This window comes from Pseudomonas ficuserectae, assembly GCF_024584585.1.
Taxonomy (GTDB): Bacteria; Pseudomonadota; Gammaproteobacteria; order Pseudomonadales; family Pseudomonadaceae; genus Aquipseudomonas; species Aquipseudomonas amygdali.
The window spans coordinates 1,737,487-1,749,297 of sequence record NZ_CP085684.1 but is presented as its reverse complement, the minus strand read 5'-3'; the positions used below and the strand labels follow the sequence as shown (position 1 = coordinate 1,749,297).

The 11,811-nt window shown below is 56.9% G+C and carries 11 protein-coding genes and 1 pseudogene; 4 read left to right on the top strand and 8 right to left on the bottom strand.

The genetic code is table 11. The annotated features are described in order from the left end of the window. Positions 1 to 20 precede the first annotated feature (20 nt). The 3 genes from LJU29_RS07740 to LJU29_RS07730 all read right to left on the bottom strand — a co-directional run bounded on the left by LJU29_RS07740 (position 21) and on the right by LJU29_RS07730 (position 3,561). On the bottom strand, positions 21 to 1,127 hold the full coding sequence (locus LJU29_RS07740; RefSeq protein WP_004656368.1) for an NADH:flavin oxidoreductase/NADH oxidase: 1,107 nt from the start codon (positions 1,125 to 1,127) through the stop codon (positions 21 to 23). 113 nt (positions 1,128 to 1,240) lie between these two features. Next, positions 1,241 to 2,956: a single-stranded-DNA-specific exonuclease RecJ gene (gene recJ, locus LJU29_RS07735; RefSeq protein ID WP_257111989.1), complete on the bottom strand. Its 1,716-nt coding sequence runs from the start codon at positions 2,954 to 2,956 to the stop codon at positions 1,241 to 1,243. Between the two features lie 62 nt (positions 2,957 to 3,018). Next, positions 3,019 to 3,561, bottom strand: a complete 543-nt coding sequence (locus LJU29_RS07730; RefSeq protein ID WP_257111987.1) for a YaeQ family protein — start codon at positions 3,559 to 3,561, stop codon at positions 3,019 to 3,021. A 333-nt stretch (positions 3,562 to 3,894) separates the two neighbouring features. Between LJU29_RS07730 and LJU29_RS07725 the strand changes: the two genes are divergently transcribed. Then, positions 3,895 to 4,734, top strand: coding sequence for a TIGR02285 family protein (locus tag LJU29_RS07725; RefSeq protein ID WP_183137902.1), 840 nt, complete (start codon positions 3,895 to 3,897; stop codon positions 4,732 to 4,734). 182 nt (positions 4,735 to 4,916) lie between these two features. Here LJU29_RS07725 and LJU29_RS07720 read toward each other — a convergent pair whose 3' ends face one another. Beyond that, positions 4,917 to 5,213 carry a DUF3509 domain-containing protein gene (locus tag LJU29_RS07720; protein WP_004656356.1) on the bottom strand — a complete coding sequence of 99 codons (297 nt, stop codon included), beginning with the start codon at positions 5,211 to 5,213 and terminating at the stop codon, positions 4,917 to 4,919. Between the two features lie 287 nt (positions 5,214 to 5,500). On the opposite strand from LJU29_RS07720, the gene LJU29_RS07715 reads away from it, so the two are divergent. Next, positions 5,501 to 6,163, top strand: coding sequence for a response regulator (locus LJU29_RS07715; protein WP_005743385.1), 663 nt, complete (start codon positions 5,501 to 5,503; stop codon positions 6,161 to 6,163). On the opposite strand, the gene LJU29_RS07710 is transcribed toward LJU29_RS07715, so the two are convergent. The 4 genes and pseudogenes from LJU29_RS07710 to LJU29_RS07695 all read right to left on the bottom strand — a co-directional run bounded on the left by LJU29_RS07710 (position 6,136) and on the right by LJU29_RS07695 (position 10,370). After that, positions 6,136 to 7,413, bottom strand: coding sequence for an EAL domain-containing response regulator (locus LJU29_RS07710; RefSeq protein ID WP_094185956.1), 1,278 nt, complete (start codon positions 7,411 to 7,413; stop codon positions 6,136 to 6,138). The two genes, LJU29_RS07715 and LJU29_RS07710, sit on opposite strands and share 28 nt — an antisense overlap. Positions 7,414 to 7,457: 44 nt before the next feature. Further along, a protein-coding gene (locus LJU29_RS07705) for an IS3 family transposase (protein WP_122320854.1) occupies positions 7,458 to 8,620 on the bottom strand; the annotation gives its coding sequence in 2 pieces (ribosomal slippage) (positions 7,458 to 8,365 and positions 8,365 to 8,620; 1,164 coding nt in all). Between the two features lie 50 nt (positions 8,621 to 8,670). Next, positions 8,671 to 9,201, bottom strand: a complete 531-nt coding sequence (locus tag LJU29_RS07700) for an amino acid permease (RefSeq protein ID WP_257112699.1) — start codon at positions 9,199 to 9,201, stop codon at positions 8,671 to 8,673. An 18-nt stretch (positions 9,202 to 9,219) separates the two neighbouring features. Beyond that, a pseudogene (locus tag LJU29_RS07695) lies at positions 9,220 to 10,370 on the bottom strand (IS3-like element ISPsy29 family transposase). A gap of 70 nt (positions 10,371 to 10,440) precedes the next feature. Here LJU29_RS07695 and LJU29_RS07690 point away from each other — a divergent pair. Then, on the top strand, positions 10,441 to 10,998 hold the full coding sequence (locus tag LJU29_RS07690; RefSeq protein WP_257111985.1) for an ABC transporter permease: 558 nt from the start codon (positions 10,441 to 10,443) through the stop codon (positions 10,996 to 10,998). 19 nt (positions 10,999 to 11,017) lie between these two features. Next, on the top strand, positions 11,018 to 11,797 hold the full coding sequence (locus LJU29_RS07685) for an ABC transporter permease (RefSeq protein WP_122321360.1): 780 nt from the start codon (positions 11,018 to 11,020) through the stop codon (positions 11,795 to 11,797). Positions 11,798 to 11,811: the final 14 nt, after the last annotated feature.

Sequence of the window (11,811 nt, the reverse complement as noted above, 5' to 3'; positions counted from 1 at the left end):
TTTCGTAAACCGAACGGGCATCAATCCCGCAGATCAGATTCATGAATCGGCTGATCCCGATGTGTGGCGCGTTGGTACTGCGCGGGCCAGGTCGCCAGACGCCCGCCCAGGTCTTCATCGGCACGCAGCGGCCAGTACGGATCACGCAGCAACTCACGCGCAAGCAGGATGATATCGGCCTGCCCGGTACGCAGAATATGCTCTGCCTGGGCCGGATCAGTAATCATGCCTACCGTCCCTGTAGCGATTTCGGACTCTTTGCGAACCCGTTCGGCAAAACGCGTCTGGTAGCCGGGGCCAACCGGAATTTCTGCGTTGGCTGACGTGCCGCCCGACGACACATCGATCAGGTCGGTACCCAGCGCCTTCAGACGGCGCGCCAACTCTACCGTTTCATCGGCGTTCCAGCCGTCTTCCACCCAGTCGGTGGCGGACACGCGAACGAACAACGGCAGCTCTTCAGGCCACACTGCGCGCACCGCTTCGGTGACTTGCAGCGTCAGGCGAATGCGGTTCTCGAATGAACCACCGTATTGGTCAGTGCGCTGGTTGCTCAATGGCGACAGGAACTGGTGCAGCAGATAACCGTGGGCCGCGTGAATTTCTACCACCTTGAAGCCTGCGGTCAGGGCGCGCCGTGCGGAATCGACAAACGCCTTGATCAGTTCCTGAATCTGCGTTTCGCTCAGTTGCACAGGCGCCGTGTGCTGCGGATCAAAAGCAATTGCCGAAGGCCCGACCGGAGTCCAGCCGCCTTCATTGAGGGAAATGCTGCCGTGCTTGCCAAGCCACGGGCGCCAGGTGCTGGCCTTGCGACCGGCGTGCGCCAGCTGGATGCCAGCCACCGCACCCTGAGCATTGATAAAGCGGGTAATGCGTTGCAGCGGCTCGATCTGTTCATCATTCCACAGCCCCAGGTCTTCGGGGGTTATGCGGCCGTCCGGCGTCACAGCCATCGCTTCAGTGATGACCAGGCCGGCGCCGCCAACTGCTCGGCTTCCCAGATGAACCAGATGCCAGTCGTTGGCCAGGCCGTCGACACTGGAATACTGGCACATCGGCGAGACTGCGATACGGTTGCGAAGGGTCAATTGGCGCAGGGTGTAGGGTTCAAGCAGCAGGCTCATGGCAACCTCTCGTAATGAAAAATCAGGTGTCCAGACCCCGTTCATTCAATGAACAGGTTTTGCAGACAGTCTGTTGTCGACAACCCGGTAGCGAGAGGGGTTCCTGCTGATTGTCAGCGTGGCGCGATGTGCACCACCATCAACTGCACGGTTTCGTTGCCACGAAACTCGTTGAGGTCCAGTTTGTAGGCCAGTTCGACCCAGCGAATGTTGGGGTTGGGCCAGATGTCGCGGTCGACGCCGAACGCAATGCCATCGAGCTTGACGCTGCCGCACTCGGTCTTGAGCACCATCTTCAAGTGACGCTCGCCCACCACCCGCTGTTCAACAAGCTGGAATACGCCGTGGAACAAGGGCTCGGGGAAGTGCTGTCCCCAGGGACCGGCGTTGCGCAGTGCGCGGGCCAGTTCCAGATGGAATTCCTCGACGGCCAGCGAACCGTCAGACAGCAGACGTCCGGTCAGGTCCTGCTCGTCGAGCTGACGACGCACTTCCAGATCGAACGCTTCGGCAAACGCCGGGAAGTTCTCTTCAGGCAGCGAGAGACCTGCCGCCATGGCGTGGCCGCCGAACTTGCTGATCAGATGCGGATGACTGGCCGCCACAGCGTCCAGCGCATCGCGAATGTGAACCCCCGGCACCGAGCGAGCCGAGCCTTTGAGCACGCCCTCCCCGGCACTGGCGAACGCGATGGTAGGTCGGTGGTAGCGCTCCTTGAGGCGCGAGGCCAGGATACCGATGACACCCTGATGCCATTCGGCATCGAACAGGCACAGGCCGAACGGCATGGACTCCAGCGGCAGGTCCTTGAGCTGCGCGAGCGCTTCACGCTGCATGCCCTGCTCAATGGATTTGCGATCCTGGTTCAATTCGTCCAGTTGCACGGCCATTTCTCGCGCCAGTGTCGGGTCGTCGCAGAGCAGGCATTCAATGCCCAGGCTCATATCGTCCAGGCGCCCAGCCGCGTTCAGGCGTGGTCCGAGAATGAACCCCAGGTCAGTGGAGGTGATGCGCGAAGGTTCACGTCGTGCGACTTCCAGAATGGCGCGCAGTCCCGGGCGGGCACGCCCGGCACGGATACGCATCAGGCCTTGATGGACCAGAATGCGGTTGTTGGCGTCCAGCGGCACGACATCGGCCACGCTGCCCAGCGCGACCAGGTCCAGAAGCTCACCCAGGTTGGGCTGGGCACGCTGGTTGCTTTCGAACCAGCCGGTGTCACGCAAACGCGCACGCAAGGCCATCAACACATAGAAAATAACCCCGACACCGGCCAGCGATTTGCTGGGAAAGGTACAGCCTGGCTGGTTGGGGTTGACGATGGCGTCTGCCGCCGGAAGCTCGTGACCCGGCAAATGGTGGTCGGTGACCAGTACCTGCAAGCCTGCCGCCTTGGCAGCGGCCACACCCTCGACGCTCGAAATGCCGTTATCCACGGTGATCAATAGCTGAGGCTCGCGCTGCAACGCCACTTCGACGATTTCCGGCGTCAGGCCATAACCGTACTCAAAACGGTTAGGCACCAGATAATCGACGTGCGCCGCGCCCAGCAGGCGCAGCCCCAGAACACCCACGGTGCTGGCAGTCGCACCGTCGGCATCGAAATCACCGACAATCAGCATGCGCTGGCCTTCGCGCAGCGCCGTTACCAGCAGATCTACCGCAGCATCGATTCCCTTGAGTTGCTGATAAGGGATCAACCGCGCCAGGCTTTTGTCCAGCTCGGCCTCGCAGGCCACGCCCCTTGCAGCATAAAGACGAGTGAGCAAGGGCGGCAGGTCGCCGAGAAACGGCAAGGTATCGGGCAATAGACGGGGTTCGATGCGCATGCGGGTCAGCTGATTCTCTTTGCAGTGTCGATGAATGTTTTTTCGATCGGAACCGGCGGCTGTCAGCCGCGTTCGCCCGCAAGCCATTGCAACTGGACTTCATGCTGGCCACGGTCGCCGGTGACGAACACCGTTCCTTCACTGATCATCACATCCCACTTGATGACCCGCGGCATATCCTTGGCCAGCACTTCCAGCACGTCCTGCGGGACGGCGGCAATATTGACGTTTTTCAGGTTCTTGATCGCCGGGATGACCTTGCCTTCCCAAACGCGCAAGCTGCCGTAGGCAAGCAGGCTGGTGCGTTCGGTGCGACGCGAGCACCAGGTCAGGCGGTCGGCATCCGGCTGTCCGACTTCAATCCAGTGCAGAACCCGATCATCCAGGCTTTTTTCCCACAGTGCGGGTTCGTCCACATCAGACAGGCCGCGACCGAACGACAATTGTTCGTTGTACCAGAAGGCATAGGCCAGCAGGCGCACGGTCATGCGTTCTTCAGTTTCCGAAGGATGGCGGGCAATGGTCTGTTTGACGCTCTCATACACTCCGCGATCGAGGTCGGTGAGGTTGAGTTCGAATTTGTAGGTCGTGGACGGCTGGGCCATGAACGGGCTTCTAGAGTCTGGAGGTAAGACGGCAAGTCTAACCGATGCCGGGCCTGTGAACGAACTTGCTCGCGCAGGGGATGCAATTGCTCCTGCTTGCGGGCTATACAAAAATCGATAGCCTGAAACAAAATTCTGATACAGATTGGCTTTATAGACGATCTGCTCCGAGTACCTGGATCCCGGCAAGGGACTGCCGAAGCACCTGAATGTGACGCCACAGGCGCAGCGCCACTCAAAGAGCTGCCACTCTACTCCAGTTTGCTGAATCTTTTTCGAGGATGAAACCAGCGAATGTCCCTTCCTGCCTCGTACTGCACAACGGCTCGATTGATGCTCGCCCTGTCGCTGGCTGCCCTGTCATGCGCCAGCCAGGCAAGGGAGACATTGACCTGGCTGATGCGCGACATACCACCTTCGACGATTTTTTCCGGAGTCATGCGCGGGCAAGGTGCCATTGATCAGCTCATGCCTTTGTTAACTGCACGAATGCCCGAATACGATCACGTGCTGATGCGCGTCAATCGTGCCAGGGGCCTGCAGATGCTTAACGACGCCACGTCTCTGAGTTGTGATCCCACCATGCTGTGGACTGAGGAGCGAGCCAGAACCCTGCTCTTATCCATACCGATCGGCGCCATATTCAGCAGCGGCCTGATTGTACGCAAGGAAGACATGTCGACGTTCGAGCCGTATGTCGAGGACGGAAAAATCGACTTCGCGGCGCTCATGGCCAGCCGGGCAATCAAATTGGGCATAGTCGCCGAACGCAGCTATGGCGAACTGATTGACCATACGCTGCAAGGTGTCGACGAAGATGCGCTGGTGCTCCATTACGGTAACGATGCCACCGGCAGCCTTCTGCAAATGGAACGCCTGGGGCGCCTGCAAGCCTTTATCAGTTTCTGGCCGGAAGCGCGCTATCAGGCCATGCAACAAGGTATCAGGCCGGATGAACTGACCTTCTTGCCGATCAGGGGCAACCCGGCCTACCAATTCGTCTATATCAGTTGCAGCAACTCACCTGAAGGCAAAAAAGCCCTCGCACAGATCAACCGCGAGATGCGTACGTTGCGCGAAAGCAGCCTGATGGGCTTTTACGCGCAGTGGCTGGACCCCGAGCAACAGGCAAGCTACCTGGAAGACGTCAAAGCGCTGTTCGAGAAGAACTGAGCACCTAAAAGAAACCCCGGGCAGAGGGGGACCTGCCCGGGGTAAACATGACCATGATGGTCAGTACGCCAACCTTCGATCACCGGAGCACAATGATCAAACCTGACGTAATGGATAGGAGTGCAACGAGCGCGTCAGGTTCCGAACTTGTTGACGCAAGCCAGACGACTGTTTAGCAACTGTTAAGCAAAAGACGGAGTGCCGATAAACGTTCGGCTGATTGCAGCATTACGCATCGCGGCAATGACGCAGGGTTCGATTCGACCTTCGGCGACCATCAAATCCCGGCGCAGGCCGTCTACCACATCGGTGAGCTGACGTTTGTCGCTCAGTTGATCAGCGCCGAATGTACGCTCGATCACACAGACGCCCGCTTTATCCTTAAGAGTCACCAGACGTTCGCCCCGAGTACCCGCCGGGCCAATAGTGGCCTGATAAGGAGCCAGCGCTTCGCTTAGCAGTAAGCTGATATTTTCCATCCGGATCACCACTCAACAGTTTGAATGCAAAGGTGCTAACCAATGACCGTCGGCGACAGCAGAAAGTTCTTTCTATCGCCTGATCACAGCACCGGTCTGTCATTTCGAGCATGCCTGTTGAATGTGACAAGGAAAAAACCGGAGGCCAATGGCGACAGGAAGTGGGCTTGTAGGAAAACTCAACATAATTACGCTACGCCTCCTACAAGGTGCCTATGCTATTGATCACTGCGTTAAACAACCCTGTGGTCTGTAATACCAGTCAGCCTTTTTGATGGAGCCACACCTTGAGCGATTCCACTGATCGCCCGTTGCGCGTCATCGTGGCTGATGACCACCCTATTTTTCTCATCGGCCTGCGTGTCGTACTGGAACAGGACAATCTGGCTACCGTTGTCGCCGAGGCCTGTAATCCGGATGAACTGCTACAGGTACTCGCGCGCCATCCCTGCGATGTGCTGGTGACTGATTTCATGATGCCGGTCGAACTGCAGAACGATGGCTTGCGTCTTTTGCAGCGCATACACCGGGATTTTCCGGCATTGCCGGTGATCGTTGTAACAACACTGAGCAATGCCGGACTTTTTCAGTCCATGCTGGACCTTAACGTGCGGGGCCTGTTGAGCAAGGCCAGTCTTGCCGGAGAACTGCCAGCTGCCATCAGGGGCGTGCAGCGCGGTGAGTTTTTTGTCGCCGATTCCGTGCGCAGGGTGCTGAGGGAAGCCCGTCAGTACGGCCCTGACGCGCTGTTGCCAGCAGAAAAGCTGTCGCCAAGAGAGCTGGAGGTGCTACGCCTGCTCTCGGCGGGTCATACCGTCGGCCAGATCGCTGCGCAGCTCAATCGCAGCAAACAGACTGTCAGCGCACAGAAAGTCGCGGCCATGCGCAAGCTCGGTCTGGCCAACGACGCGGCACTGTTCATTTATTTGCAGGAAAGCGGCATGTCCTGAGGCCGGCCGTCTGTCAACATGGCCTGCAGATGAGACCCGCGCTCGGCGGCCCAGCGCACCAACTCTGATGAAGGCATCGGACGCGCAATGAAATAACCCTGAATGGCCGGGTTGCCCAATGCAAGCAGGCTGTGAAAGTCGTCAATCGTTTCGACCCCCTCCACCACTACCGACATGGACAGCCGCTGTGCCATGAGCATGGCTCCAGCCACCACTGCAGACTTGCGCGCATCGTCGGCCATGCCACGTACAAACTCGGTCGGTATCTTCAACTCGCTGAAGGGCAACTGCAGGAGCCTGTCGATGTTCGAAGCGCCCATCCCAAAGTCATCGATAGACAATTTGCAGCCCTGCATGCATAACCTCAACAGGCCCTCCATCTGCCAGGTTTCCGGGCGGGCGGCATCCTGTTCGAGAATCTCCAGGGTCAGCGCAGTTGCCGGCACGCTGTGACGGGTGAGCGCCTGCATGATCTGCCCGGCGAAATCCGCCTGTTGCAGCACTTGCGGGTCGATATTGACCGCAACCGAGAGTACTTCGCCCTGCTCGCGCATGAACTGTGCAGAGAACTGCAGGGCCTGATCCAGCATACGCCAGGTCAACGCAACGGTCAGTTCCTCAGCTTCGATGGCGTCCATGAATCGTCCGGGAGCCAGCAAGCCATGCGTGGGGTGCTGCCAGCGGACCAGCGCCTCGACACCCAGCAACTTGCCCTGCAGATTCACCTTGGGTTGAAAATAGGCAATCCACTGTTCGGCAACAGACGCAACGTCTATGGGCATATTGTCTTTCGGATCAAACAACTCCACGGCAGACAGTGCCCCGAACGCACGCTTTACCGGTGACTGTGGTGCACTCCCGGCACGGCCTGGCCCGTACGCCTCAAGCAGGTCATGGAGTACAGCGGCCGAAGCAGGTTTTTGCACATACCCCAACACGTCCAAACCTTGGCTGAGCGCCAGCTGCGCAACACCTTCCAGCACGCAGGCAGCTGAACTGCTGACAATGATCAGCGCCCTCGCCAACCCGTTTTCGGCCATAAAGCGGATCAGCTCAAGGCCGTCGGGGCCGTCCATCTGCAAGTCACAGATAGCAATGTCGACAGGACCACGGCTTTGCAGGGAAAGCCTGGCAACCTCAACGCTCTCGGCAGCCAGCACATCGAACACCTGATTGGCGTTGAGCATTTGGTGCAGAGCCATCAGCTGGAAAGGATGGTCTTCGAGAATCAGAACCTTGAGTGAGTGCACGGTCACGCCTACGGGAGTCAGAGCCAGCGGCTCAGGTGTAGTGGTCAACTGATCCCGGACACGACGTTAAGGTTTTTCTCGTACTGAGCGGGCGCCATTCCATCATTGAACTGGTGTGGCCGAATCCAGTTGTAACGATGCATCAGGTAATGACTGATATCCCGCTGAGCCTCTTGGACCGTCATGTAGCCCACGGTCGGTATCCACTCAGTTTTCAAGCTGCGGAACACACGCTCCATCGGCGAGTTGTCGTAGCAATTACCCCGGCGGCTCATGCTCTGGCGTATGCGGTATCGCCAAAGCCGCTGGCGAAACTGTCGGCTCCCGTATTGGACGCCCTGGTCGGAATGAAACAGCAGGCCCTGAGGCTTGCCGCGTTGCTCATAAGCCATGTCCAGCGCCTTGATCACCAAGTCCGTATCCGGTTTGTTCGAAAACGCCCAGCCCACCACCCGACGCGCGTAAAGATCCATAACCACCGCCAGGTAATGCCATTTTCCTTGCGCCCAGATGTAGGTGATGTCGCCACACCAGACCTGATTGGGCGCGGGTACATCGAACTCCCGATTCAAAATGTTCGGAATGTCAGGCCGCTCCACTGTTGCTTTTTTATAAGCATGCGAGCCTGGTTGCTTGCTGATTAATCCCAGCTCCCGCATCAAGCTACGCACCTTGAACCGACCGATTTGCTCGCCATCCGCCTGCATCATCGACACGATACTGCGGCTGCCGGCAGCGCCTCGACTTTGCCCGAACAGCTCATTGACTCGGCTAAGTAAACGAACCCGCTCGGCGTCTGGAGACCGACGCCGCAGGCAATGGTTGTAGTAGCACGAGCGAGGTACCTCGAACACTTCGCACAGCAATTCGATTGGCTCATGGACACTGAGCTGATCAATCAGCGCATGCGCTCGTGCTCTTCCGACATCAAGAGCGCGGTGGCCTTTTTTAAAATGGATTTCTCCCGCTCAAGACGGGCGATCCGGGCTTCGAGCTCCTGGATTTTTTGCTGCTCGGGCGTGAGGGCTTTGCTCTGTGGAGTGACACCGTTGCGCTCTTGTTGAAGCTGGTTGACCCAGCGACGCAGCGCAGATTCGACCACCCCAAGCGAGCGGGAGGCTTCGATATGGCTATAGCCTTGATCGAGCACGAGGCCTGCGGCCTCGCGTTTGAATTCAACGGAAAAGGTACGGCGTTGTTTGGTCATCAGACACCTCTATCTGGCGATATTCTCGCCTAAATGAGTGTCCGGAACCATTAGACCACTACAGTCTGGTGGCCTGGCACGATGGCCATCATGCAAAGGAAGCCAAGAATCGCGAAAATCGTGATGTAGGACAGCACCGGGAACCCAGGGAATTTGACCAAGAGTTCCTGGCCTGCCTTGATCGCTCGCTTACGTAGGATCACATGACTGACGGCGATCACCAGATACATCACAAGCGCGATGGTACCGATGGTTGCGATCAGTGGTACCAATACCGTCTGTGGCAGGGTGTAGTTCGCGACCAGCAGAACCAAGGCGCCCGCCGATGCACAGAGGATCGAAACCTTGGGCACGCCCACTTTGTTGGTGGTGGCCCAGGACTTTGGTGCATCTCGCCTCACTGCGAGCGAGTACCCCATACGGGAAGCAGTGAAAATCGCAGAGTTCAAGGTACTGGCGACGCCTACCAAAATCACGGACTGGATGATCATCCCCGCCCCTGGAATGCCCATCACCTCAAGCGCAGACTGGAATGAGCCAACCTCCAAGCGTGGCGAATTCCAGGCTACGAGGCTGACAATTGAATCGCCCCGGATTCTCTAGACACCTTGCAAGCTCATTGCGTAACGTTTTTCAAACTCTACCGGTGACAGCTGATTGTTGAAACCATGGCGGCGTTTTGGGTTGTAGAACATCTCGATGTAATCGAACACATCACTACGAGCATCTTGCCGTGAGGTGTAGATTTTCCGCTTGATTCGTTCCCGTTTCAGAAGCTGGAAAAAGCTCTCAGCCACGGCGTTGTCATGACAATTGCCTCGGCGGCTCATGCTGGCAACCAAATTGTTTGCCTTCAAAAAACTGCGCCAATCGGAGCTGCTGTACTGGCTGCCCTAGTCGGAGTGAACCATCACCTCTTGTTTCGGTTTTCGCCTCCAAACCGCCATCAATAACGCATCAATGGCCAAATCACTGGTCATCTGCGACTTCATTGACCAGCCAACGACCTGACGAGAAAACAGATCCAGCACCACCGCCAAATACAGCCAGCCTTCATACGTACGAATGTAGGTGATGTCGGTGACCCAAACCTTGTTGGGTTCCACGACATCGAACTCGCGCTTCAGTAAATTGGGTGAGGCGACCGCTGGCTTACCGCCGTACTTTCCAGGGCGACGTCGATACCCTGTCTGAGAGCGCAGACCTTCAAGACGCATCAACCTCGCCACACGATGCCGACCACAATCTTCACCGACCTCGCGCAGGTCGTCATGGATTTTGCGATAGCCATAAACTCCGCCGCTCTCCAGCCACGAGTGCTTGATCAAACCCAGCAATCGCTGGTCGTCTTTAGCGCGTGCAGATTGCGGCTCAGACAACCAAGCGTAATAACCACTGGGATGGACTTTCAGCGTCAGGCAAAGCCGTCGAATGGAGTAGTCGCCCGCGCGCTGCTTGATAAAGGCGTACTTCAGCCGCACTCCTTGGCAAAGTACGCGGCGGCCTTTTTTAAGATGTCTCGCTCTTCAGTGACCCGCTTGAGTTCCGCTCGCAGACGACGCAGTTCAGCGTGCTGATCATCGTCTTGCTGCCGTTCTGCCTGAGGTTTGCTGTAGCGCTTTATCCAGGCATAGAGGCTATGCGTCGACACGCCAAGACGCGCCGCCACATCAGCGACAGGCAGCTTCTTTTCGGTCACTTGATTGACCGCTTGGATTTTGAATTCTTCGGAATAACGTGGGTTGCTCATGGCACCTCCTGATTGGCCTCAGTTTAAGGCATGGAGGTGTCTACGAAACCCGGGCGATTCAGTCCTGTACTTGGCTTTGATCTCCTGGTTTTCAAGTTATCTTGTTAGGGTATTCGCCTGGAGAACCATCCTTGGCTCGACCGGTGTGATTAACAGCACACTGACTCAATGGGGCATTATTGACTCCCCCTTGGAATGGCTTGTATTCAGCAAGTTCTCTGTGATCATTACCCTGGTGCATATCATGCTTCCCTTTACACTGCTATTGCTTGTATCGGGCCTCAGGGATATCAAGCGAGACTACCTAGAAGCGTGTGCTGATTTAGGGGGTGGCCAGCTTACAGTGTTCACAAAAGTCATCATGCCGATGGCCCATAAAAGCATCGTCAGTTCATTCATGTTCACCTTTGTCCTTGCGGCGGCAGACTACATCACCCCACAACTGCTCGGTGGCCGCGATGCTATGACTACAGGGCTACTTATCTCAAACCAGTTCAGAACTGTAGGCAACTGGCCACTGGGCGCTGCAATGGCCTTTATATTGCTTTTCGTATTCATGGCTGTATACGCACTGTTACTCGCTGTGTTGCGAATACTCAATCTTTCGCCTGGCAAACGCTACCATTAACTCACAGAGCACCTTAGCCATGACACGCCTTTTTACGTACGTCTACATGGTGTTTCTATATGCACCCGTAGCGCTTATCACGCTTTTCAGCTTTCACGCGACCCCTGCACTGTCGTTTCCGTTCGAAGGCTTTTCCTTGCGGTGGTATGAGGCGATTTTCACGAGTTACGACTTCAGATCGGCACTTCTGAACAGCGCCATCGTGGCAATCGGCTCAACCATGATCACGACAGTGCTGGGCACCTGCTCGGCGCTGGCACTCATGCGTATAAAGGGGAGATTCAAGCAGGTTTTTTCCTTCCTGAACTTCGCTCCCATCGCCCTGCCCGGACTGTTTTTGGGAATCGCGCTCGTCATCTTGTTCTCACTGATCGGCCTTCCGCGATCACTGATTACAGTTACGATCGGGCACGCCCTCTTCACCTTCCCATTCTTCGTGGAGTCTGTGAGATCTCGTCTGGGCTATTTCGATCTCTCGTTGGAGGAGGCAGCTCGCGATCTGGGGGCATCTCCCATGGCCGCGTTCTGGCTGGTTACTTTTCCGATAATCAGGCCAACGATCTTAGGGGCCGCGATACTGGCTGTAGCGTTATCCCTCGACGAATTCTTGATCACGGTGTTTGTAACCGGCTCAGACTCCACCTTGCCACTGCTGATCCTCTCCATGATTCGTAGGACGGTAGATCCAACAATCAATGCCGCATCGGTTGCGATGCTGGTACTCACCCTCATCATTTTGGCGCTGGCGAGCTTCGTGATGAAGTTCCGTCGTCACCAAGTAGAACTTGAACGCAGCTGACTCTCTGGAGCACA

Excerpts from the sequence above, each read along its gene's own strand:
- LJU29_RS07740 (WP_004656368.1), bottom strand. The coding sequence starts at position 1,127 with ATGAGCCTGCTGCTTGAACCCTACACCCTGCGCCAATTGACCCTTCGC.
- recJ (WP_257111989.1), bottom strand. The coding sequence starts at position 2,956 with ATGCGCATCGAACCCCGTCTATTGCCCGATACCTTGCCGTTTCTCGGC.
- LJU29_RS07730 (WP_257111987.1), bottom strand. The coding sequence starts at position 3,561 with ATGGCCCAGCCGTCCACGACCTACAAATTCGAACTCAACCTCACCGAC.
- LJU29_RS07725 (WP_183137902.1), top strand. The coding sequence starts at position 3,895 with ATGCTCGCCCTGTCGCTGGCTGCCCTGTCATGCGCCAGCCAGGCAAGG.
- LJU29_RS07720 (WP_004656356.1), bottom strand. The coding sequence starts at position 5,213 with ATGGAAAATATCAGCTTACTGCTAAGCGAAGCGCTGGCTCCTTATCAG.
- LJU29_RS07685 (WP_122321360.1), top strand. The coding sequence starts at position 11,018 with ATGACACGCCTTTTTACGTACGTCTACATGGTGTTTCTATATGCACCC.